Raw genomic sequence first — 23,402 nt, forward strand, 5'->3', positions numbered from 1 at the left:
CTGAATTCGTTCAGAATATCGACCGACTCCGCTGAAAAATTGGTTAACTTCAAGAAATGATCTCCGCGGCCCAGCCCACCACGGCGCCCCGTCGGCGCGGCCTAGCCTACTGGATCGCCATTGCGGTGGCCTGGGCCGTGCTGGTGGCCGTGGTGGTGCTGCTGTTCTTGGTGGAGCGCTTCGCCGAACGCCATGCCACGCGGACCGCCACGGCGGCGCTGGCCCAGATCGGCTGGCAGTTGCGCGACCAGCTGGACCGCGGCATGGCCTACCGCCAGGAAGAGCTGCGCATCCTGTCGGGCCTGCAGGACATGCAGCCAGGCACGCCACTGCAGCACCGGCGCGCCGTGCTCGAGCGCGTGCAGCAGAGCTTTCCCTTGTACGCCTGGATCGGCTATGTGCACCGCGACGGCCGCGTCGAGGCGGCCACCGGCGGGCTGCTGGAGGGCCAGGACGTGTCCAAGCGGCCCTGGTTCCAGGGCGGCGTGCAGGGTGCCTTCGTCGGCGACGTGCACCCTGCCCTGTTGCTGGAGAAGCTGCTGCCGCAGCAGCAGGAACCCTGGCGCTTCGTCGACATCGCCATGCCGGTGCACGACGCGAACGGCGGCTTGCACGCGGTGCTCGGCGCCCACCTGAGCTGGGAATGGGCACGCGACCTGCAGCGCCGCCTGCTGGCGCAGGCCCAATCCGTGTACGAGGCCGAGATCTTCGTCGTCGATGCCAAGCGCGTGGTGCTGCTGGGCCCGCCCGGGACCGAAGGCAAGCCGCTGGACCTGCCTGCCATCGGCGACCTGCGCGCCGCTGCGGGCGCTGCCATGCGCGATTGGGGCGACGGACAGCACTACGCCACGGCCATCGTGCCGACCGTGGGCCAGGGCAACTACCCCGGCCTGGGCTGGGTGGTGGTGGTGCGGCAGTCCGAGAGCGTGGCCTTCGCCGACTACCACCAGCTGCAGCGCGAGATGGCCATCGGCGGCCTGGCCGTGTGCCTGCTGGCCGCGCTGTGCGCGCCGCTGGTGGCGCGGCGCCTGACGCGGCCCCTGTCCCGGCTGACGCAGGCGGTCGATGCGCGCGCCGCCGGCCAGGCCAGCCCGGTCCCGTTGCAGACCGCCTACCGCGAGGTCGACCTGCTGTCGCGTGCGCTGGCCGATGCCGACGCGCGCGAGGCGAGCGACCGCGCCGAACTCGAGCAGGTGAACGCCGGGCTGGAGCAGCGCATCGAGGAGCGCACCGCGCAGATCCGCGCCAGCCAGGCCCAGTTGCACACCATCACCGACAACATGCCGGCGCTGGTTGCGGATGTCGACCGCACGCTGCGCTACCGCTTCGCCAACCGCGCCTACCTGGACTGGTTCGGCGTGGACCCGGACGAGCTGATCGGCACGACGCTCGAATCGCTCTATGGCGAGGACGCCGTGCGCCTGTGGCAGCCCGAGCTGGCGCGCGTGCTGCAGGGCGAGCGCGTGCAGTTCGATCGCAGCATGGCGGTGCGCGGCCAACGCCAGCACAGCACCGCCATCTACCTGCCCTACCGCGACGCGCAAGGCCAGGTCGACGGCTTCCATGCATTGGTGTTCGACACCACCGCCAGCAAGGAGCTGGCGCTGCGGCTGGAGGAAGAGGCCACGCGCGATGCGCTGACCGGCCTGCCCAACCGCCGGCTGCTGCAACGCAACCTGCCGGCCGCCCTGGCGCGTTCGGACCGCCAGGGCCACAGCCTGGCCCTGCTGTTCCTGGACCTGAACGGCTTCAAGGCCGTCAACGACACGCACGGGCACGACACCGGCGATGAGCTGCTGCGCGAGGTCGGCCGGCGCCTGGTGGCTGCCGTGCGGGTCACCGACACGGTGGCGCGGCTGGCCGGCGACGAGTACGTGGTGCTGCTCGAGCCGGTCAGCGATCCGGTGGGCGACCCCGCGCTCGTGGCCGCCAAGATCGATGCCGCGATCGCCGAGCCCTTCGCGCTCGAGACGGCCACGGTGCGGGTCTCCGTCAGCATCGGCAGCGCCGTCTACCAGCCGCGCTGCGGCAAGTCGGCCGAGGAACTGCTCGCGGGCGCCGACAACGCGATGTACGCGGCCAAACGGGCCGGCAAGAAGCCGATTTGAAACAAAGCGTCGGCGGCTCTTGCGCGCACCGCGGCGGACCCCCATGTCCTGGGCAGCGGCCGCGTTGGCCGGCATGAGGAGCCCCGCCGATGTTCAAACGTGTGTCGCTGCTGTGGACCCTGGTCCGCGGCGACCTGCTCAGGTTCTGGTGGGCGCTGCGCGATCCGCGCGCGCCGCGCTGGTTCAAGCTGGCCGCCGCCGGCCTGCTGGTCTACCTGTTGAGCCCGATCGACCTGCTGCCCGATGCCATCCCGTTCCTGGGCGCGGTCGACGACCTGGTGCTGCTGCCGCTGGCCATCCGCTGGCTGCTGGCGCGCCTGCCCGCTGGCTTGCAGGCCGACCTGGCGGCGCGCTCCGGTAGAGGCTCAACGGCCTGACGGCACCAGGCGCGCCAGCGCATCGAGCACACGCGCCACCGACTGGGCGGCACGCGCATCGGCCAGTGCGCCTTCGGCATCGAAGGCCTCGTTGGCCCGCCCCAGCGCGAACTGCTGCGGCACGACCAGCATCGCAAACGCCATCTGCAGGTACTGCCGCACGAAGTTCATGGCGCGCAGGCCGCCCAGCGGCCCGGGCGATGCCGAGAGCAGGCCGACCGGCTTGTCGGCCGTGGTGGCCAGCCCCGCCGCGCGGCCGTCGCTGGCCTGGATGCGCGACAACCAGTCGAAGGCATTGACGAACAGGGGTGTGGGAAAGCCGTTGTACTCGGGCGTGACGACCAGCACGGCCGCGCTGTCGGCAACCGCCTGCTGCAGCGCCAGCGCACCGGCCGGCACGCCCTCGGCGGCCTCCAGGTCGCCGTCGTAGACCGGCAGCGCCAGCGTGCGCAGGTCCAGCAGCTGCGCCTGCCAGCCGGCGCCCTCGGCCGTGCGCGCCGCGTGGCGCGCCAGCCGCACGTTCAAGGACCCGGTGCGGGCGCTGGCGGGGATGACGAGGAGTCGGCGTGCGGACATGGATGAATTTCCGGGACAAGGACTGGGAACGCCGCCCGGCGGGTCGGCCGGGCGGCATTGTGGACCATCAGGCAGCGGTCACGCCCTGTCGGTGGCCGGCACGCCGCCGAAGCGGCCGCTGTTGAAGTCGGCGATCGCCTGGTGGATCTCGGCCTCGCTGTTCATCACGAATGGCCCATAGCCCACCACCGGTTCGTCGATGGGCGCACCGGCCAGCCACAGCACCGTGGCATCGGTGTTGGCCTCGATCTCCACCGCGCGGCCTTCGCGCGCCAGGTGCACGAGCTGGCCTTCGCGCGCGACCGCCTCGCCGTTGACCTGCACCGTGCCGTGCAGCACCACCAGCGCCAGCGTGTGGCCCGGCGTGGCCGTGAAGCGGCCGGTGCGGCCCGCGTGCAGGCGGATGTCCAGCACGTCGATGGGCGTGAAGGTGCTTGCCGGCCCCTGGCTGGCGCCGAACGCTCCCGCGATCACGCGCACGCGGCCCGCGCCGTCCGGCAGGTCGACCGAGGGGATGTCCGCGTCCAGCAGCGTCTGGTAGCCGGCCGGGCCCATCTTGTCGCGCGCCGGCAGGTTGACCCACAGCTGCACCATCTCGATGGTGCCGCCCTGGCGCGTGAACGCGGGCGAATGGAACTCCTCGTGCACGATGCCGCCGGCCGCCGTCATCCACTGCACGTCGCCAGGGCCGATCAAGCCGCCCGCGCCGGTGGAGTCGCGGTGTGCCAGCTCGCCCTGGTAGACGATGGTCACCGTCTCGAAGCCCCGGTGCGGGTGCGCGCCGACACCGCGTGGCTGCGCCGCCGGCGCGAACGGCGTGGGCGCCGCGTGGTCCAGCAGCAGGAACGGGCTCAGGTCGCGGCCCAGGCCGTCGTAGCCGAACAGCGAGCGGACCGGGAAACCGTCGCCCACCCAGTGCGGGCGCGGGGCGCTGTGTAGGCCGAGGATCTTCTTCATGGGGAACTCCAATCTTGTGCCGCAGGTGAGGCCAGCAGGCGCCGGCGGTAGGGGGCGAAACCAGGCTTCACCGTTCCATCGGAGGAACGATGCGGCCCAACCATAATCCGCGCGCACCCACAACAGGAGAAGAGATGCACAAGCGACATTTCCTGGCCGGCACTGCGCTGGCCGGCACCGCGCTGGCCACCGCGGGCATGGCCCGGGCCCAGGGCACGGCCAGGCCGGCTGCAGCCGGCCAGCCCACGCTGCTGACGGTCGGCGGCGCGATCGCCAAGGGCAACCGGGGCCCGCTGGACAAGGCGCTGGACCAGATGCTGGCCAAGCACAAGGTGCAGTTCGCCACCGCCTTCGCCTTCGACAGCGCCGCGCTGCAACGCCTGCCCCGCGTGAGCATCACGCCCACGCTGGAATACGACGGCAAGAAGCACAAGCTGACCGGGCCGCTGCTGGCCACCGTGCTGGCCGAGGCCGGCGCCGACCTCAAGGCGCCGCTGCGCCTGGGCCTGCGCGCGGTCGATGGCTACAACGCCATCGTCTCGCTGGCGGACGTCCAGGCCTACCGCATGGTGGTCGCCACGCACCTGGACGACCAGCCCATGGCATTGGGCGGCCTGGGTCCGCAATGGGCGGTCTACGACGCGGACAACCTGCCCGCATTCAAGGACAAGCCGCTGCAGGAGCGCTTTGCGCTGTGCCCCTGGGGCGTGTACTACATCGACGTGGCCGTGCAGGGCTGACCCACGCAGCACGCGCGCGGGCCATGCTGGCCGCATGGGCCCGCGCGGGCGCTACTTGTTGTCTTCGATCGCGCGGTTCAGGGCCAGCGCGCCCAGCGTGCAGGCCGCGCCCGACAGCAGATAGACGCTCACGTAGCCCAGCCCGAAGTGGGCCGACAGGCCCAGCGCCACCAGCGGTGCGAAGGCCGCGCCGATGAGCCAGGCGATGTCGGCCGTCAGCGCGGCGCCGGTGTAGCGGTAGCGCGGCGCGAAGTTGGAGGTGACCGTGCCCGACGACTGGCCGTACGACAGCCCCAGCAGGATGAAGCCCAGCAGGATAAACACGTCCTGCCCCAGCGTGCCGCCGTCCAGCAAGGTGGGCGCAAAGCCGCTGAACACCGCGATCATGGCCGCCAGCGTGCCCAGCGTGCGGCGGCGGCCGTAGCGGTCGGCCAGCCAGCCCGAGGCGACGACGCCGCCAGCGCACAGGAAGCCGCCCAGCGTCTGGATCAGCAGGAACTCGACGATGGACTGCTCGGTGTAGAGCTGGATCCACGACAGCGGGAACACCGTGATCAAGTGGAACAGCGCGTAGCTCGCCAGTGCGGCGAACGCGCCGATCACGACGTTGCCGCCCTGCGTGCGCATCAGTTCCGTGGCGGACACGGGCGCCAGTTCGCGCTGGTTGAGCTGTTCCTCGAACTCCTCGGCCACCACCAGGCGCAGGCGGGCGAACAGCGCCACCACGTTGATCGCGAAGGCGACGAAGAAGGGATAGCGCCAGCCGTAGTCCAGGAAGTCGGCGTGCGACAGGCTGCTGTACAGGTAGGCGAACAAGGCGCTGGCCAGGATGAAGCCAATGGGCGCGCCGAGCTGGCCCATCATGGCGTACCAGCCGCGCCTGCCCTTGGGGGCGTTCATGGCCAGCAGCGAGGGCAAACCGTCCCAGGAACCGCCGAGCGCCAGGCCCTGGCCGACACGCAGCGCCGCCAGCATCCACACCGCGCTGAAGCCGACGGTCGCCGTGCCCGGCAGGAAGGCGATGCCCGCCGTCGAACTGCCCAGCAGGAACAGCGCCACCGTCAGCTTGGCGGCGCGGCCCCAGCGGCGCTGGATGGCCATCGAGATCACGGTGCCGAACGGCCGCGCGACGAAGGCCAGCGCGAACAGCGCGAAGGCCCACAGCGTGCCGTCCAGCCGCTGCATGTCGGGGAAGAACACCGCCGGAAACACCAGCACCGAGGCGATGCCGTAGACGAAGAAGTCGAAATACTCCGAGGTGCGGCCGATCACCACGCCGACGGCGATGTCGCCAGGATCGACGTGGTGTTCGGTCTCGGGAAAGCGCGTGGCGGGGCGGTCGGTCATGGGTGCGGTGATGGGCGCGTGGCTGATGCTGGACATCGAGCGTTCTCCAGAAGGCACTTGGCCGGGGAAGGTCGTGAAGGCACTATATAGGTTCGCACATCGGGGGACGCTTTGACATAGGACAAAACGTCCAATGGCTTGCGTCACCGTCCGACGATACATTTCCGATTGTTCCGCAACCCGGGGCAACCCCTATGGGGGTCCTCTACAGCACCCGATCGCCCAGCATGCGCCTACTCAACTCCCTACGAGTGCCACTCGTCCTCGCCCTGGCCGGCCTGCTGGCCGGCTGCAGCAAGATGGTCGTGCTCTTCCCCGCCGGCGACGTCGCCGCCCAGCAGGGCCGGCTGGTGGTCATCGCCACCTTGCTGATGCTGCTGATCGTCGTGCCGGTGATCGTCCTGATCCTGCTGTTCGCCTGGCGCTACCGCCAGGATGGGAAACTGGCCGAGACCGACTACGACCCCGACTGGCACCACTCGACCAAGCTGGAGCTGGTGATCTGGTCGGCCCCGCTGGTCATCGTCATCGCGCTGGGTGCGCTGACCTGGATCAGCACCCACCAGCTCGATCCCTACCGCCCGCTGGACCGCATCGCCGCTGGCAAGCCGGTGCCCGAGAGCGTCACGCCGCTGGAGGTGCAGGTGGTCTCGCTCGACTGGAAGTGGCTGTTCTTCTATCCCGAGCAAGGCATCGCCACGGTCAATGAGCTGGCCGCGCCGGTGGACCGCCCGATCCGCTTCAAGCTGACCTCCAGCCACACCATGAACGCGTTCTACGTGCCCGACCTGGCCGGCATGATCTACACCATGCCCGGCATGCAGACCGAGCTCAACGCGGTGATCAACAAGCCCGGCGTCTACCACGGCATGTCCTCGCACTACAGCGGCGCGGGCTTCTCGGGCATGACCTTCAAGTTCCACGGCCTGTCCAACGCCGACTTCGACAAATGGGTCGCCAAGGCCAAGGCCGAAGGCCAGCCCCTCACGCGCGCCAGCTATGGCGAACTGGCCAAGCCCAGCGAACGCAACCCGGTCGCGCTGTTCTCCACCGTCGAGGACGGCCTGTACCAGCGCGTGCTGAACCTGTGTGTCGAGGAAGGCAAGCCCTGCATGCACGAGGTGATGGCCAAGGACGCGCAGCGCAACCAGTCCCATGTGGCAGCGCGCCGGCTTGCCGAAGCTTCGCAGGATGCGCTGTGCACCGCCGCCACGCGCACCGATCTCCAGGAATTCTGAGCCATGGCCATGACCGAACACACTGCCGCGTCCGCGCAAACCGCACATTGGCTGCTGGGGCGCATCACCTGGGACTCGATCCCGATGGCGCACGAGCCCATCCTGCTGTGGACCTTCATCGCGGTCTCGCTGGGCGGCCTGGGCGTGCTCGCGCTGCTGTCCAAGTTCCGCCTGTGGGGCCCGCTGTGGCGTGACTGGTTCTGCAGCATCGACCACAAGAGGATCGGCATCATGTACATGGTGCTGGGCATCGTGATGCTGCTGCGCGGCTTCGCCGACGCCGTGATGATGCGCCTGCAGCAGGCCATGGCCTTCGGCGACAACCTGGGCTATTTGCCGCCGCACCACTACGACCAGGTCTTCACGGCGCACGGCGTGATCATGATCTTCTTCGTGGCCATGCCGCTGGTCACGGGCCTCATGAACTACCTCGTGCCGCTGCAGATCGGCGCGCGCGACGTGGCCTTCCCGTTCCTGAACAACTTCAGCTTCTGGATGACCACCGCCGGCGCCGTGCTGGTCATGGTCTCGCTGTTCCTGGGCGAGTTCTCCACCTCGGGCTGGCTGGCGCTGTCCAACCTCGGGCACCAGAACCCGGGGGTCGGGCTGGACTACTACATCTGGGCGCTGCAGATCGCGGGGGTGGGCACCACGCTGTCGGGCATCAACCTGCTGGTGACCATCGTCAAGATGCGCGCACCGGGCATGGACCTCATGAAGATGCCGATCTTCACCTGGACGGCCCTGTGCACCAACGCGCTGATCGTGGCCTCGTTCCCGGTGCTGACGGCCGCGCTGGTGCTGATGAGCCTGGACCGCTACGTCGGCACGAACTTCTTCACCAACGAGCTGGGCGGCAACCCCATGCTGTACGTGAACCTGATCTGGATCTGGGGCCACCCGGAGGTCTACATCCTGATCCTGCCGGCCTTCGGCGTGTTCTCCGAGGTCGTGGCCACCTTCAGCCGCAAGCGCCTGTTCGGCTACACCTCGATGGTGTACGCCACGGTCTGTATCACCATCCTGTCGTACCTGGTGTGGCTGCACCACTTCTTCACGATGGGCTCGGGCGCCAGCGTGAACTCGTTCTTCGGCATCACCACCATGATCATCTCGATCCCGACCGGGGCGAAGATCTTCAACTGGCTGTTCACCATGTACCGCGGCCGCATCCGCTTCACGGTGCCCATGCTGTGGACGGTGGGCTTCATGGTCACCTTCGCCATCGGCGGCATGACGGGCGTGCTGCTGGCCGTGCCGCCGGCCGACTTCGTGCTGCACAACAGCCTGTTCCTGATCGCCCACTTCCACAACGTGATCATCGGCGGCGTGGTGTTCGCCATGTTCGCCGGCATCAACTACTGGTTCCCCAAGGCCTTCGGCTACAAGCTCGACGAGTTCTGGGGCAAGGTGTCGTTCTGGTGCTGGCTGGTCGGCTTCTGGGTGGCGTTCACGCCGCTGTACGTGCTGGGCCTGATGGGCGTCACGCGCCGTGCCAACCACTTCGAAGATCCTTCGCTGCAGATCTGGTTCGTGATCGCCGCCTGCGGCGCCGGCATCGTCGCCATGGGCATCGGCGCCTTCCTGGTCCAGCTGGGCGTGAGCTTCCTCAAGCGCGACCAGCTGCGCGACACCACGGGCGATCCGTGGGACGGCCGCACGCTGGAGTGGGCCACCTCCTCGCCCCCGCCGCAGTACAACTTCGCCTTCACCCCGGTGGTGCACGACGTGGACGCCTGGTGGGACATGAAGAAGCACGGCTACAAGCGCCCGCTGCAAGGCTTCCAGGCCATCCACATGCCGCTGAACACGGGTTCCGGCGTGGTGATCTCGGTGCTCTCGCTGATCTGGGGCTTCGCGCTGATCTGGCACATGTGGCCGCTGGCCATCGCCTCGTTCGCGGCCATCGTGCTCGCCTCCATCGTCCACACCTTCAACTACAAGCGCGACTACCACATCCCGGCGTCCGAAGTGACCGCCGCCGAGCAAGCGCGCACCCAACTGCTGGCCCGCCATGTCTGATCTCGCCCACCCTGCCGGCCACATCCCGTCGTCGGGCCCGCGCCACTCCACCGGCGCGGCCGACCCGGCCGTGCCGCGCATCTACCACCTCGAGCACGAACCGCATCCGGAGAACGGCACCGCGCTGGGCTTCTGGATGTACCTGATGAGCGACTGCCTCATCTTCGCCGCGCTGTTCGCCACCTGGGGCGTGCTGGGCCGCAGCTACGCCGGCGGGCCCGGCGGCGCCGAGCTGTTCGACCTGAAGCTGGTCGCGCTGAACACCGCCTTCCTGCTGCTGTCGTCCATCACCTTCGGCTTCGCGATGCTGCGCAAGCAGGTCAACGACAAGAGTGGCACGCTGGTCTGGCTGGCCGTGACCGGCCTGTTCGGCCTGGCCTTCCTGGCGGTGGAGCTGTACGAGTTCCACCACCTGATCCACGAAGGCGCGGGCCCGCAGAGCAGCGCCGCCATGTCGGCGTTCTTCGCGCTGGTCGGCACGCACGGATTGCACGTCACCTTCGGCAGCATCTGGCTGGTGGTGCTCATGGTGCAGATCGCCAAGCACGGCCTGATCCACGAGAACAAGCGCCGCCTCATGTGCCTGTCCATGTTCTGGCACTTCCTGGACGTCGTCTGGATCGGCGTCTTCACCTTCGTCTACCTGATGGGAGTGCTGTGATGGCCTCGTCCGACACCCACGCACCGCACGCGCACCACGCACATGACGCGCACAACGACGACCACCATGGCGACGTGGGCCCGCACAGCTCGATGCGCGAGTACGTCACCGGCTTCGTGCTGTCCGTCATCCTCACGGCCATCCCGTTCTGGCTGGTCATGAACGACGTGATCGAGAACCGCACCACCGCCGTGCTGGTGCTCGGTGGCTTTGCCGTGGTGCAGATCCTCGTGCACATGGTGTATTTCCTGCACATGAACGGCAAGGTCGAGGGCGGCTGGACCATGCTGTCCACCATCTTCACGGTGGTCTTCGTGGCGATCGCGATCGCCGGCACGCTGTGGGTCATGTTCCACATGAACACCAACATGATGCCCGCGCACGGCCAGCACCAGCACCAGCAGCAACCCGCTGCAGCGCACCAGAACCACACGCAATGACGCGTGCGCGCGGCCTGCCCTGGGTGCTGCTGGCCGCCGCCCTGCTCAGCGCTCTGTTCGCCGCGCTGGGCACCTGGCAGGTCCAGCGCCTGGGCTGGAAGAAGGCACTGATCGCGCGCACCGAGGCGCGTGTCGGCGCCGCGCCGGTGGCCCCGCCCGCGCTGCGCGCCTGGCCTGCCATCCAGGCCGCACCCCTGGAGTTCGAATACCGGCGGCTGCGCCTGCAAGGCGAGTTCCTGCACGCCGACGAAGCCCTGGTGCAGGCCAGCACCGCCCTGGGCGCCGGCTTCTGGGTGCTGACCCCGCTGCGGCTGCCGGACGGCAGCATCGTGCTCGTCAACCGCGGCTTCGTGCCGCCCGAGCGGCGCGACCCGGCCCAGCGCGGGGCCGCTGCGCCGGCGGGCACCGCCACCGTCGTCGGCCTGCTGCGCATCACCGAACCCGGCGGCGGCTTCCTGCGCGAGAACGATCCCGCCGCCGACCGGTGGCATTCGCGCGACGTCGCGGCCATCGCGGCTGCGCGCGGCCTGCCGGCCGACCGCGTGGCACCCTACTTCGTCGATGCCGAGGGCACGCCGGCGGGCCAGTGGCCCGTGGGCGGCCTGACGGTGCTGCGCTTCACCGACAACCACCTGGTCTATGCCGTCACCTGGTATGCGCTGGCGCTGATGGTCGCGGCCGCGGGCTGGTTCGTGCTGCGCACGGCACGCCGCCCGCCGGACTGACAATCCGGCCCATGCCTCTTTCCGCCACCGGCCTCGCACGCGGCACCGGCGCCACCGGTGCCGCCGGCCCCGACAAGGCCGCCGGCCTCAAGAACCTGCAGCAGCTGATCCAGCTGCGCTGGATCGCGGTCTTCGGCCAGGTGCTGACCATCGAGGTGGTGCACTACGGCCTGCGCATCGCGATCCCGATCGAGCCCATGCTGACCGTGCTGGCCGGCCTGGTGGCCTTCAACGTGCTGTCGCTGCTGCGCGCCCGCACGGGCCGGCGCGTGACCAACGTCGAGCTGCTGGTGGCGCTGCTGGTGGACGTGGCGGCGCTCACCGCCCAGCTCTACCTGTCCGGCGGTGCCACCAACCCCTTCGTCTTCCTGTATCTGCTGCAGGTGATCCTGGGCGCCGTGCTGCTGCCGGCCTGGGCCACGTGGACCATGGTGGGTGTCACCTCGGCCTGCTTCGCCGCGCTGGCGCTGTGGGCGCAGCCGCTGTCGCTGCAGCCCGACCACCACCGTGGCCTGGCCAGCCCCTACATGATGGGCCTCTTGGCCAGCTTCGCGCTGACGGCCGCGCTGCTGGTGACCTTCATCACGCGCATCGTCGGCAACCTGCGCGAGCGCGACCGGCGCCTGGCCGCGCTGCGCCAGCGTGCGGCCGAGGAAGAGCACATCGTGCGCATGGGCCTGCTCGCGTCCGGCGCCGCGCACGAACTGGGCACGCCGCTGTCCACGCTGGCCGTGATCCTGGGCGACTGGCAGCACCTGCCGCATTTCAGCTCCGAACCCGAACTGGCCGACGACGTGGCCGAGATGCAGGCCCAGGTCGCGCGCTGCAAGGCCATCGTGAGCGGCATCCTGCTGTCGGCCGGCGAGGCGCGCGGCGAATCGTCGCGCGCCACCACGCTCAATGCCTTCCTGGACGACGTGGTCGCGCGCTGGCGCCAGCGCCGGCCCTGCCCCGGCTTCGTGTTCGACAACCAGTTCGGCGACGAACTGGCGATGGTGGCGGACTCGGCCATCCAGCAGATGGTCGGCAACGTGCTGGACAACGCCGCCGAGGTCTCGCCCGACGGCGTGCACCTGCAGGCCACGCGCAGCGGCGACGCGCTGGTACTGACCGTGCGCGACCGCGGGCCGGGCTTTGCGCCGCAGATGCTGCAACAGCTGGGCAAGCCCTACCAGTCCAGCAAGGGCCAGCCCGGCCGCGGCCTGGGCCTGTTCCTGGTCGTCAACGTGGCGCGCACGCTGGGCGGCCATGTCGCCGCGCGCAACCTGGAGGGCGGCGGCGCCGAGGTCCGAATCACCCTGCCGCTGCCCGCCATCGCCCTGCTGGAGGAAGATAGCGCCGATGACCGATGAGCCCCTGCAACGCCGCCTGCTGATCGTCGAGGACGACGCCGCCTTCGCACGCACGCTGGCGCGCTCGTTCGAACGCCGCGGCTACGCCGTGCGCGTGGCCACCAGCCTGGAACAGCTGCTGCTGCAGCTCGAGGACTTCGCGCCCACCCACGCCGTGGTCGACCTCAAGCTTGCTGGCGAGGCCTCCGGCCTGGCCTGCGTGCAGGCACTGAGCGCGCGCGACGAGGCGATGCTGATCGTGGTGCTGACCGGCTTCGCCAGCATCGCCACGGCCGTGGAGGCGATCAAGCTCGGTGCCTGCCACTACCTGGCCAAGCCCTCGAACACCGACGACATCGAGGCCGCCTTCGGCCGCGCCGAGGGCACGACCGAGGTCGAGCTGACCAACCGCACCAGCTCGATCAAGACACTGGAGTGGGAGCGCATCCACGAGATGTTGGCCGAGACCGGCTTCAACATCTCCGAGACCGCGCGCCGCCTGGGCATGCACCGCCGCACGCTGGCGCGCAAGCTGGAGAAGCAGCAGGTGAAGTAGGCCGCCCGCTCAGTCGAGCTTGATGCCCAGCTCCACCGCCAGCTTGATCCAGACGGGCACCTCGGTGTCCCAGTCCTTGCGCGTGCCGGCCAGGTTCTTGGGCTTGTTCGGGATGCCGAAGTTCTCGCGCAGCTTGCTGCCGCGCTCGGTCTCCACGCAGGCCAGGGCCACCTTGTTCAGCGCCAGCAGCACGGCCTCTGGCGTGCCGCTGGGCGCCATGAGGGCCAGCCCGCCTTCGAGCCCGACCAGCGGGGTGTCGATGCCCTGCTCCACCAGCGTGGGCACGTCCGGCATCTTGGGCGAACGGTACCTGCCGGTCACGCCGATGGGCCGCACGCCGCGCCCCTGCACGGTGGCGAAGGCCTGGTAGCTGCCGATGCCGATCTGCGTGGCGTTGCCGGCCACGTCGATCCACATCGGCGACTCGCCCTTGTACTGGATGGTCTGGATCCTGGTGCCCGAATGCCGGTTCAGCTGGTCGGCCACCATGTGCGGGTACGAACCCGGCGCATAGCTGGCCATGTTGACCTGCCGCTCGCGGGCATAGGCGATGAACTCGCGCATGTTCCTGGCCGGCACGTCGGGCGCCACCGCCACGGCCAGCGGGCCGGAGGGGAACAGCGCCACCGGCGTCAGGTCGGTGTCCAGGTTGTAGGGCAGCTTGCCGTACAGCACCCGGTTCTGCCAGACCGTGCCGGAGGTGGAGACCAGCAGCGTGTAGCCATCGGCCGGCGCCTTGGCCACCTGGGAGATGCCGATGATGGCGCCGCCCCCGGGCTTGTTGTCCACCATGGCGGGCTGGCCCAGGGTCTGGCTGAACTGGTCGGCAAACAGGCGCGCGTAGGCATCCGTCAGGCCGCCCGGCGGGAACGGCACCACGACGCGCAATGGCCTGTCGGGCCAGCGCGCGGTCTGGGCTTGCAGGCCGGGCACCAGGCCGCTGGCGGCAAAGGCGGCCACGCCTTGCAGCGTGCGGCGGCGGCTGAAGTCGGTCGAAGAAGGCATGTGGCGAAGTCTCCTGTTGTGGTGGGGCCCATCATCGCCAAGCCGGGCCGGCGCCGGGATTCACGCATTCCCCGAGGTGGCGCTGCGTTTTCGGCAGCCCGTGCGGGCGCCGCGAGCCGTCAGTGCGCGGTCCGACGCCGCGCCAGGGCCCGGCCGTCGGCGCGGAACACATGCATCGCCTCGGACGGCAGGTCGATGGCAAGCACGTCGTCCGGGCGCAGGTGCTCGCGCGTGCTCTTGGCCAGCAGCAAGCCGTCACGGCCGGGCACGCGCAGGTGCAGCACCGCATACTCGCCGAGCGCCTCCATGCGCGACACCGTCGCGTGCAGCGGCCCGTGGTCGGTGCGCACATGCTCGGGGCGGATTCCCAGGGTCACGGGCTCGCCCGGCTGCAGGTCGGCCGCCTCGACGTGCGCCGTCCAGGTCTGGCGGAAGGCCTGCAGCACAACACCACGCGGGCCGGCCGAGACCACCCTGGCGTCCAGCAGGTTCATGCCGGGCGAGCCGATGAAGCGGGCCGCGAACAGGTCTGACGGGTGGTGGTACAGATCCAGCGGACGCCCGACCTGCACCACACTGCTGGCGTCGGCCGCCGCCTGGGCCAGCGGACGCAGCAACACGATGCGGTCCGCCAGCGTCATGGCTTCGGTCTGGTCGTGGGTCACGTACAGCATGCTGGCCGAGCCCGATTCGCGGTGCAGCCGCGCAATCTCCACCCGGGTTTCGGCGCGCAGCGCGGCATCCAGGTTGGACAGCGGTTCATCGAACAGGAACACCTTGGGCTTCTTGACCATGGCCCGGCCGATCGCCACGCGCTGGCGCTGTCCGCCCGACAACGCACCGGGCTTGCGCTGGAGATAGCCATCGAGCTGCAGCACCCGTGCCGCCTGGCCGACGCGTGCTTCAATGTCGGCGCGCGGGGCACCGGCGCGCTTGAGCGCAAACGCCATGTTGTCGTAGACCGACATGTGCGGATACAGCGCGTAGCCCTGGAACACCATGGCCACCTGCCGCCTGGCAGCCGGCAGGTGCGTCACAGGCACGCCGTCGATCTCGATCTCGCCGTCGGCGTCTTCGTCCAGCCCGGCGATCAGGCGCAGCAGCGTGGACTTGCCGCAACCCGATGGCCCGACGAAGACGCAGAACTCGTTGGGCTCGATGGCCAGGTCCACGCCCCGCAGGATGGGCGTGCTGCCGCGCGTGAGGTGGATGTTGCGCAATGCGACTCGGGTCATGGCATGCAGGCAGGCTACTTGGAGCCTGCGCGGGTGTCGTTGAGGGTGACGAAGTACTTGTTCAAGCCGATGTACAGCGCCAGGATGGGCAGGATCGACAGGACCGAGCCGGCCATCACCACATTCCACGCGGCGGACTTCTCGTACACCTTGGCGGCGGCGTTCAGGCCCTGGGTCAGCATGTACTTGTCGACGCTGGAGATGTACAGCAACGGCTTCATGAACTCGTTCCACACGCCCATGAAGATGAAGATCGCCTGCGTGGCCAGCGCCGGGCCGGCCATGGGCAGCACGATGCGCCACAAGGTCTCGAACGCGCCGCAACCGTCCAGCCTGGCGGCCTCCTCCACTTCGGTGGGGAAGTTGATGAAGAACTGCCGCATCATGAAGATCGAGCCGATGTGGACCAGCGAAGTGAGGACCAGCGCCAGATGGGTGTCGGCCAGGCCGAAACGCGCGATGACCAGGTAGGCGGGAATCATCGTCACCTGCGTCGGCACCATGATCAGCAGCAGCAGCATGCGAAACACGGCCTGCCGGCCGCGAAAGCGCAGCCGCGCCAGCGTGTAGCCGGCCAGGGTGTTGGTGAAGACGCCAGCCAGCGTGACCAGCACTGCCACCAGCGCCGAGTTGAAGAACCACTGGCGAAAGTCGCCCTGCAGGATCAACCGGTAGGCGCTCAGGTCCAGCGCTGCGGGCAGCAGGCTTTGCGCTTCAGCGATCTCGCGGGTGGTCTTGAGCGAGGTGATCACGGCCCACACGAACGGCACCAGCGTGGCCACCGCATACAGCACGAGCAGCCCGTGCAGCAGCCACCCGGCATGGCGACCACTGCCGCGCCGCGCATGGCGGGACACGCCCTGGCCCATCAGCGCCCCCTTCACCCGTTGGACCCTTCGGATCGGACGAACCGGTTCACCAGTGCCGTGGCAGCCATGATGATCAGCGCCAGCACCACTGCCAGGGCGCAGGCCAGCCCCATGGTGTTGTAGGTCTTGAACGCGAAGTGGTAGATCAGCAGCGTGAAGGTCAGCGTGGAATCTTCCGGGCCCCCGTCGCCACCGGACATGATGAACGCCTGGTCGAACACCTGGAAGCAGCCGATCAACCCCATGGTGACGACGTAGAAGGTGATGGGCGCCAGTTGCGGCACGCTGATGCGCCAGTGCCGCTCGATCGGACCGGCACCGTCGAGCGCCATGGCTTCGTACAGGTTGCGCGGAATGTCCTGCAGGCCGGCGAGGAACACGACCATGAAGTGCGGCACGGTGGAGAACACGTTCATTGCCATGATGACCGGCAGCGCCCAGGCCGGATCGGACAGGAAACGCACGGTCACGCCGAAGTGCTGTTCCAGCCATTGACTGACCAGGCCGTTGTTGTTGAAGAGCCACATGAAGATCATGGTCATCGCGGCCGAGGACGTGAGCGTGGGCAGGAACAGCAGCGTGACGAAGCCGCGCTTGAAGCGCACCCTGCCATTGAGCAGGCAGGCCAGCGCCAGCGCCAGGACGGTCTGCGCCGGCACCACGACCAGCACATAGCGCACGGTGTTGGCCAACGCGGCCCAGAACTTGTCGTCGTCGACCAGGTAGCCCAGGTTCCTGAGCCCCGCCCAGCTGGCGCGCCCCCCCACCACGTCCATCTTGAGCATGCTGCCAACGAGCGCGAAGGCCACCGGCAACAGCGTGAACAGCAGCACGGCCGCGAGCGTGGGCGAAAGAAAGGCCCAGGCGACGGCCGCATCGCGGTTGGCACCCCGGCGGCGGGGCGCGGCAGGCAGGTGGGCGGCCGTCATTGCTGGCGCTCGATCTCACGGTTGGCGGCGCGGTCTGCGTGTGCCATGGCCTGGGCAACAGACTTCGAGCCGTTCAGCGCCGCCAGGAACTGGTTGCCGAAGTTTGCGTTGACCACCGGCAGGGAGGTGCCGCGCGACCACACGGTGGCGTACTCGGCCCCGGCCATGTGCACCTGCAGCGCAGGGTCGACGCTGCCGGCCAGCGCGGCCTGCACGCTGCGACGCGAAGGCAGCGTGCCCGAGCGGCGCGACCATTCCTGCATGCCGGCCTGGGTCAGGTAGCGGGCCAGTTCCAGGGCCGCGGCCTTGTTGGCGGCGAAGCGCGGAATCGACAGGCCGCCCACGAAAGCCATGGTCTGCGCCCGCCCGTTGACCCGTGGCTGCTCGTGCACGGCAAAGGGCACGTCGGCATAGTCCCCGCGCAAGGCGCTGAGCACCCAGTTGCCTTCGATCATGAGCGCGGTGCGGCCGGTGCCGAACGCAGCGCCGGGCGAGTCCGCGCCCAGGTCATCGCCTGGCGAGACGATGTGGCGCTGGCGGCGACCCTGCACCCAGCCGTCCAGGTACTGCTGAGCACCGGGGATGCGGGCCAGTTGCGACCAGCCATCGGCGCTGATCGCCGGCAGGCCATAGGCTTCGATCGCGCTCAGGTGCCGGGCCAGATCCTTCCCGACGATCAGCGCGGCAACGCCCTTGGGCAGCCTGGCCTGGAGGTGCGGCAGCAACCGGAACAGCGCATCGAAATCGCGCGGCAGGTCGCCGGCCTGCATGCCGGCAGCGCGCAACCACCGGGTGTTGGAGTACAGCGCCAGCGTCGAGTAGTCCTTGGGGACGCCGTACAAGCGCCCGTTCCCGCCGCGGAAGGCCTGCAGGAACTGGGGGTAGTAGTCGGCGGCATCGTCCACCGCCGCGTCCATGGGCTCGAGCACGCCACTGCGGATCAACAGCGGCGCCTCCGACGAATCCAGGTACATCAGGTCGGGCGTGTTGCGCGCAGCGAAGCGCGAGCGGATCACGTCCATGTACTTGTCCGCGATGCGCTCCTTGCGCACCACGATGCCGGTGGCCTGGGTGAAGGCCTCGGTCAGGTGGTCCAGCGCGGCCGCTTCGGCCGGCAGCGTCACCCAGCTGGCCAGCACGACGGAAGCAGTCGCCGGGGCCGCGATGGCCGGCACCGCGCATGCGCTCGCCGCCACGGCACTGGCGCGCAGCAGCGCACGACGCCGCAGGCCGCTGCCCGCCGCGTCGCTCACGCCGCCAGCTCCGCTGGCGGCTGCACGGCCAGGTAGACCGAACTCCACAACTGCGCGACGTTGGACTCGTCGGCCGTGGCGCTGAGCGGCCCGTAGGCTTGCGGCACGAAGCGTTCGCCGTCGTGCCGCCAGGACCACAGCTCGCCGTTGGCCACCTCACGGTGGGCGAGGATGGCGCGCCACAGCGTGGCCTCGCCTTCGCGCAGCAGCGCCTGGGTAGACGGCGGCAGGTCGTCGCGGGCGCGCTGGCGCGCCAGGCCGGCCGCCGCCATGGCCTGCTGCCACGACCACACCACGGCACCGTGGTAGCGGTCGGCCGCGAACAGGGGGCGCAGCACCTTGTTGGCATACGCGGCGTTGGCCACCAGCAAGCCGGCATCGGTCATCAGGCCTGCAGGAAAGGGCCGCAGCAAGGCCTGCAGCTCGCGCTCCAGCAGCGCGGCCGACGGATCGGACAGCAGCAGCACGAACGCGAAGTCGGAATGCATGACCGGCAGCGGCCTTCCCTGGGCGTCGAGTGCAAGCGCCGAGAACACCGGCGCAGCGCCTTGCAGCGCGTGCAACGCATCCGCCTGGGCCGAAGCAGGCAGGCCGGACTCGGCGGCGTGCACGGTCACTTGCCGGGATGCCTGTGCCGGTTCGACCCGCACGTCGAACAAAGGCTGTGCCAGCGCCTCCCAGCGCGAGGCATCGGCGCCGGCGCCACCGGCGCGGGCCAGCATCTGCGGCGCCAGATAAGGCGCCAGCAGGGCCCGGCCCAAGGCGCTGGCCGCACGCAGGGCGGCGGGAACCAACGCGACGTTCACGCTGTAGGGGTAGACGCCACCGGCGAGGCCGTCGTGGCTGTCGCGCCAGTCGCCCACCACCTCGCCCGGCAGCAAGCGCACCAGGGCCAGCGGGTCGCCCGACGCCAGGAACGGCGCCGTCTTGTCGAGCACCCAGCCCAGATTGCGCGCCAGGCATGCGCCGAACGGCACGCCATCGGCCGCGGGCGCGGCCAGGAATGCGTCGGCGCGGGCGCGGCCTTCCGGTGTGTCCAGCAGATAAGCGGCAGCGACAGGCAGCAGCATGAAGTCGTCGTCGACCATCTTGTAGTCGTACACCGGCGCGGCATCCGGTGGCGCGCCCGCGGCCAGCTGCAGCAGGATCGGGAACTCGCCCACGTCTTCCTCGTGCGCCACCGCCCCCTGCCACGACAGGCGCCGCAGCACCGATGCCAGGCCGGCCTCCATCGCTTGGGGCTGCAGCACGGGCAGCAGTAGCCGCAGGGTCATCAGGGTGTCGCGGCCGAAATAGGTATGAAAGCGCCAGGACCCGGCCAGCAGCTTGCCGTGGTAGCTCAGGAACTCCAGCGTTGCGCAGGCCTCCGGCAGTGCGGCGGCAGTGGGCAGCAGCAGTTCTTCGGCATGGAGCGGGCGCTCCGGCGTGTCGCCCGTCCACGCGCCGATGCGCAGGCGCAGCGCAGCGCCGGCAGGGGCATCCAGCGCCACGCCACCGTCGTCGCCCACCGTGACCGAGCCGCCATCGAGCACCTCGACCGACAGCAGGTAGCCGGCCGCACCGTCCAGGCGATCGCGCGACCATTGCACCCGCGTCGGCGTGCTGCGCGGCGGCGTCACCCCATGGGCCGGCAGCCTGCCGTCGAATTGGTGATCGCGCAGCACGCGCACGCTGCCCACGAGCGCCTGGCGTACCACCAGCCGGGACACCGAAGACACCTCCAGCGTGGTGCACAGCCCGTGCAAGGGTCGGCCGGCGCCATCGGCGACAGACACTGCCTCGAGTGCGGACACACGGCGCCAGGCCACGGGGGCTTCGGTGGGCTGGAACCACAGGGCAGCGCCGCTGTTGCCCGCCACGAACGCGATCAGCACGCGGGGCTGCAGGCCGTCGGTGTTGAGCCATTGCGCCGCCACCGCGCCACTGCGGAACAGTTCGCTGGTGACACCTCCATCGACCACGGTGCGGCATGTGGCCGCCGCGCCGGCCGGCGATGGAGGGGCTTGGGATGGTTCGCTCATGGAAGAAGACCGCAATGGACGCGATGGACCCCACCTGCAGCGGGTGGCGGCCGGATCGTCTGAATGAAAGGGCACGGACTCCGGGCCGTGGCGCCGGTAGGCGCCGGGACCGGAGGCGTGAAAACAGGCCGCTGGCTGGCAGCCTTCAGAACGTCATGGTCAGGCTGACGCTGGCGTTCCTTCCGAGGATCGGACGGGCAAAGAAGTAATCTGAGTTGCCGGCGACCTCGCTGAAGCCGGAGCGCGGGTTGCCTTCGGTCAGCCCGACCGTGTTGGTCAGGTTCTGGATGCTGGCGTTCAGCGTGATCGCGGGCGTCAGCTCATAACGCATGGACAGATCGAACGTGCGGTATGCGGGCAGCTTCAGGGTGTTGGCCGGGTCCGAGAAGCGATCGCCCACCAGGTGGTAGGCCAGCGACAGCTCGCCCTTGCGGTTCGGGAAATACCAGGTGGGTGCGACGGTGAAGTTCAGCTCGGGCGTGCGCTTCGGGCGGTTGCCCTTGAACGCGCTCATGCCGCGCGCCTGGCTTTCTGCGGATGGGCCGGTCGCGCTCTTGGGATCGAACGCGGATTTCTGGAACACGCCCGTAAACGTCAACCCGCCCCAGCGCACCGGGCGCCAGTTGGCCTCGAGTTCCAGACCGTTCACGATGATGTCGCCCACGATGTCGGTGGACCTGGTGTCCGTCCCGAACTGGCGGGACACGCGGTAGTCCTTGAACTGCGTGCGGAACAGCGTGCCGGTGACCGAGAAGCCGCGTTGCTTGTAGCGCAGGCCCAGCTCGGCGAAGTTGATCTTGGTGACCGGGTTCTCGTTGTTGGCCTGGTAGCTGGCCGCGTAGCGGCCATAGACGGCCATGTTGTCGTTGATCAGGTAATTGGTGCCCACTGTCCACGACGGCTCGGTCCAGTTGCCCGTCACGTGCTTGAAGTTGCCGCCGAACGTGCCTGCGTACTCGTTGTTGGCGATGATGTTGTCCACGTCGTTGCCGTTCGCATCGAAGGCGCCAGGCACCTTGGTGCGGCCGATGCCCTGCCCTTGCCAGCCGTTGTAGCGGAAGTGCTCCAGCCGGGCGCCCGCGTCCACGCGCCAACGATCGTTGACCTTGTATTCGTCATTGATGTACAGCGAATTGGACATCATGGAGGCGGTGTTCACACCTTCGCCCCAGGTGCCGTATTCCAGCACGCTGCCGTCGGTGAGCGCGCCTGCGACCTGGCCGTTGGGGCCCACGGCCACGATGTCGGTGCGGCGTGCATTGCTGCGCACGTCGCTCAGGAACTTGGTCGCGCCGACATTGCTCTCCTTGTTGATCTTCGTGTCGAACATCAGCCAGCCGATGGTCAGGCTGTTGTTCGGCAAGGTCCAGGTGACGGCGGCATCGTTGACGTACTCGGTCAGGTAGCGCTTGTTCCTGGCGCTGATGTTTTCAGCCACCAGGCCATTGCCGTTCAGCGCATTGATCTGGCCGGGCGCGGTCAGAACCTCACCGGTGCCCACGATCCGCAGCCCTGGTATGCAGGCGCCGCCGCAGGCGCCCGCAAATCGGTTCAACATGCCTTGGACATCGGTGTTGCGGGATGGGTCCAGCCGGTTCACCCCCGGCTGCAGGCTCGCGTTGTCGAAGCTGAAGACCGAGTTGAAGTCGTTCTGAAAATGCGTGTAGCGGCCCTTGGAGCGCAGGCGCCATTCCTTGTCCAGCCCCTTCTCGAAGTTGTAGCCGAAGGACTGCGACCGCGTGGCCACGCCGTCGTTGACGGCGTCGTTGACCTGCGACAAGGCACCCGTCTTGGGCGAGGTCAGCACGGTCATGATGCCGTTGTCGCGGCCGAGCAGGGTGCCGTAGTTGGCGTTGATGCCGGGCAGGCCGGTCGGGCGGCTCGGGTTGCGTAGCGGAATCGGCAGCAGGAAGGTGTTGTGGTCGTCCACCAGCTTCATGTTGACGCTGAACTCGCCATCGTCGAGCTTGCGGCCCAGGTAGCCGCGGAAGATGCCGCCGTGGTCGGCCGTGAAGCCGGTGTCCCGCACCGAATCGGAGCTGCGGAAGAAGCCGCCGACGCCGCCGAACCAGTTTTCCGAGATGCGGCCACCGTAGCGGAAATCGAAGCGCTTCGTGCCGTAGTCGGACAGCGTGATGCGCGCGGCGCCTTCGGGATCGTCCTTGTTCTTGAACGTCAGGAAGTTGATGGTGGCGCCGGCGCCGTTGGCAGTCAGGATGCCCGACGTGCCGCCGCGCACCGCCTCCATGCGGTCGATGAACAGCTCCTGCTTGAGGATGGTGTCGGACAACGCGTTGGTATAGAAGACCGGCAGTCCATCCTCCTGGAACTGGATGAACTGCTGCGCGCCGCCTGCCAGGCCACGGACGGAGAAGTTGTTGGACACCTCACCGCCGGACGCTTCGACCATGATGCCCGGCACCAGTTCGAGCGCCTGCGCGGTGCTGCGCGGTGCCTTGCGGTCGAGCACCTCGCGGTCGGCCACCGTCACGGCCACGGAGCTTTCACGCACCGTGCGGCGCAGTGAGGTGCTGCCGGTCACCACGACCTTGTCCAGCTGGCTGCCGGCTTGGTCTTCCGCCGCGGCCGCTGCGGCTGCACCGTTGGGCGCGGACAAGGCTGCCGCTTCCGCCGTCGGCGCAGCTGGTTCCGCGGCTTGCGCCCATACGGCTCCCATGTGCAAGGCCGCAAGCGACGCGGCCAGCGCGCACTGCGTTGGCGTTCGCCGCGCACGACGCGCTTTGCGTGTGTGGTGCTGGGCCCTGACAGCCCAGGCGTGCATACCGTCGTTTTGAATGTTGTGCGAAATCATGCTGTCTCCTGATCGTTTCCCACGTGCCGGTCCATCTGCCGGGCACAAGGAAATTCTGTCGTTAATGCAATCGTTTGTATTCCGTGATTTCCCGTATGCAATGTTTCTTATAAATTCAAATTGCATGTTTAAAAAACACAAGTCCTCCATGCGCGGATGAACGTATGCACAGTGGAGCGATCGTCATGGTTGGCGGGCGC

20 protein-coding genes are annotated in these 23,402 nt (G+C 68.8%); 10 read left to right on the forward strand and 10 right to left on the reverse strand.

The genetic code is table 11. The features are described 5' to 3' along the window. The first annotated feature begins 56 nt into the window (after nucleotides 1–56). Complete coding sequence (locus ASF44_RS19985) at nucleotides 57–2,108, forward strand: diguanylate cyclase domain-containing protein (RefSeq protein WP_056900998.1); 2,052 nt, start codon at nucleotides 57–59, stop codon at nucleotides 2,106–2,108. Nucleotides 2,109–2,197: 89 nt separating this feature from the next. Next, entirely contained in the window at nucleotides 2,198–2,485 is a 288-nt protein-coding gene (locus tag ASF44_RS19990) for a YkvA family protein (RefSeq protein WP_056900999.1), read from the forward strand. Here ASF44_RS19990 and ASF44_RS19995 read toward each other — a convergent pair. After that, nucleotides 2,474–3,061 carry an NADPH-dependent FMN reductase gene (locus ASF44_RS19995; protein WP_056901000.1) on the reverse strand — a complete coding sequence of 196 codons (588 nt, stop codon included), beginning with the start codon at nucleotides 3,059–3,061 and terminating at the stop codon, nucleotides 2,474–2,476. The genes ASF44_RS19990 and ASF44_RS19995 overlap by 12 nt on opposite strands. A 78-nt stretch (nucleotides 3,062–3,139) precedes the next feature. Then, nucleotides 3,140–4,018, reverse strand: coding sequence for a pirin family protein (locus ASF44_RS20000; protein ID WP_056901001.1), 879 nt, complete (start codon nucleotides 4,016–4,018; stop codon nucleotides 3,140–3,142). Between the two features lie 134 nt (nucleotides 4,019–4,152). On the opposite strand from ASF44_RS20000, the gene ASF44_RS20005 reads away from it, so the two are divergent. Then, the gene (locus ASF44_RS20005; RefSeq protein WP_056901002.1) at nucleotides 4,153–4,758 is read left to right on the forward strand and encodes a hypothetical protein; all 606 of its coding nucleotides are present in this window, start codon (nucleotides 4,153–4,155) and stop codon (nucleotides 4,756–4,758) included. 51 nt (nucleotides 4,759–4,809) lie between these two features. Here ASF44_RS20005 and ASF44_RS20010 read toward each other — a convergent pair whose 3' ends face one another. Further along, the gene (locus ASF44_RS20010) at nucleotides 4,810–6,141 is read right to left on the reverse strand and encodes an MFS transporter (RefSeq protein ID WP_056901003.1); all 1,332 of its coding nucleotides are present in this window, start codon (nucleotides 6,139–6,141) and stop codon (nucleotides 4,810–4,812) included. Between the two features lie 191 nt (nucleotides 6,142–6,332). Between ASF44_RS20010 and cyoA the strand changes: the two genes are divergently transcribed. From cyoA to ASF44_RS20045, 7 genes are read left to right on the forward strand one after another with little or no spacing between them, the layout of a single operon-like run. Continuing rightward, entirely contained in the window at nucleotides 6,333–7,343 is a 1,011-nt protein-coding gene (gene cyoA, locus ASF44_RS20015; RefSeq protein WP_056901004.1) for a ubiquinol oxidase subunit II, read from the forward strand. 9 nt (nucleotides 7,344–7,352) lie between these two features. Beyond that, a complete protein-coding gene (gene cyoB / locus ASF44_RS20020) occupies nucleotides 7,353–9,365 on the forward strand; it encodes a cytochrome o ubiquinol oxidase subunit I (RefSeq protein WP_056901133.1) in 2,013 nt (670 codons plus the stop codon). Further along, nucleotides 9,358–10,026, forward strand: a complete 669-nt coding sequence (gene cyoC, locus ASF44_RS20025; protein WP_056901005.1) for a cytochrome o ubiquinol oxidase subunit III — start codon at nucleotides 9,358–9,360, stop codon at nucleotides 10,024–10,026. Before cyoB ends, cyoC begins: the two co-directional genes overlap by 8 nt. After that, on the forward strand, nucleotides 10,026–10,466 hold the full coding sequence (gene cyoD, locus ASF44_RS20030) for a cytochrome o ubiquinol oxidase subunit IV (RefSeq protein WP_056901006.1): 441 nt from the start codon (nucleotides 10,026–10,028) through the stop codon (nucleotides 10,464–10,466). The genes cyoC and cyoD overlap by 1 nt, the downstream gene beginning before the upstream one ends. Beyond that, entirely contained in the window at nucleotides 10,463–11,191 is a 729-nt protein-coding gene (locus ASF44_RS20035; RefSeq protein WP_056901007.1) for an SURF1 family protein, read from the forward strand. The genes cyoD and ASF44_RS20035 overlap by 4 nt, the downstream gene beginning before the upstream one ends. Nucleotides 11,192–11,202: 11 nt before the next feature. Beyond that, entirely contained in the window at nucleotides 11,203–12,543 is a 1,341-nt protein-coding gene (locus tag ASF44_RS20040; protein WP_056901008.1) for an ATP-binding protein, read from the forward strand. Next, nucleotides 12,533–13,078 (forward strand): response regulator transcription factor, encoded by a 546-nt coding sequence (locus ASF44_RS20045; RefSeq protein ID WP_056901009.1) that lies wholly within the window; start codon nucleotides 12,533–12,535, stop codon nucleotides 13,076–13,078. Before ASF44_RS20040 ends, ASF44_RS20045 begins: the two co-directional genes overlap by 11 nt. Nucleotides 13,079–13,087: 9 nt before the next feature. On the opposite strand, the gene ASF44_RS20050 is transcribed toward ASF44_RS20045, so the two are convergent. The 7 genes from ASF44_RS20050 to ASF44_RS20080 form a co-directional block, all read right to left on the reverse strand. Next, nucleotides 13,088–14,083, reverse strand: a complete 996-nt coding sequence (locus ASF44_RS20050) for a tripartite tricarboxylate transporter substrate binding protein (protein WP_056901010.1) — start codon at nucleotides 14,081–14,083, stop codon at nucleotides 13,088–13,090. Between the two features lie 119 nt (nucleotides 14,084–14,202). Continuing rightward, complete coding sequence (locus ASF44_RS20055; protein ID WP_056901011.1) at nucleotides 14,203–15,318, reverse strand: ABC transporter ATP-binding protein; 1,116 nt, start codon at nucleotides 15,316–15,318, stop codon at nucleotides 14,203–14,205. A gap of 14 nt (nucleotides 15,319–15,332) precedes the next feature. Then, nucleotides 15,333–16,202, reverse strand: a complete 870-nt coding sequence (locus tag ASF44_RS20060) for a carbohydrate ABC transporter permease (protein ID WP_235579282.1) — start codon at nucleotides 16,200–16,202, stop codon at nucleotides 15,333–15,335. Next, entirely contained in the window at nucleotides 16,199–17,116 is a 918-nt protein-coding gene (locus ASF44_RS20065) for a carbohydrate ABC transporter permease (RefSeq protein WP_082524918.1), read from the reverse strand. The genes ASF44_RS20060 and ASF44_RS20065 overlap by 4 nt, the downstream gene beginning before the upstream one ends. Then, nucleotides 17,113–18,369 carry an extracellular solute-binding protein gene (locus ASF44_RS20070; protein WP_056901013.1) on the reverse strand — a complete coding sequence of 419 codons (1,257 nt, stop codon included), beginning with the start codon at nucleotides 18,367–18,369 and terminating at the stop codon, nucleotides 17,113–17,115. Before ASF44_RS20070 ends, ASF44_RS20065 begins: the two co-directional genes overlap by 4 nt. Next, nucleotides 18,366–20,390 carry a hypothetical protein gene (locus tag ASF44_RS32395; RefSeq protein ID WP_162243848.1) on the reverse strand — a complete coding sequence of 675 codons (2,025 nt, stop codon included), beginning with the start codon at nucleotides 20,388–20,390 and terminating at the stop codon, nucleotides 18,366–18,368. Before ASF44_RS32395 ends, ASF44_RS20070 begins: the two co-directional genes overlap by 4 nt. Before the next feature lie 145 nt (nucleotides 20,391–20,535). Beyond that, on the reverse strand, nucleotides 20,536–23,328 hold the full coding sequence (locus tag ASF44_RS20080) for a TonB-dependent receptor domain-containing protein (RefSeq protein WP_162243849.1): 2,793 nt from the start codon (nucleotides 23,326–23,328) through the stop codon (nucleotides 20,536–20,538). Nucleotides 23,329–23,402 lie beyond the last annotated feature (74 nt).

The sequence above is a fragment of the Pseudorhodoferax sp. Leaf274 genome, assembly GCF_001422445.1.
Lineage (GTDB): Bacteria > Pseudomonadota > Gammaproteobacteria > Burkholderiales > Burkholderiaceae_C > Pseudorhodoferax.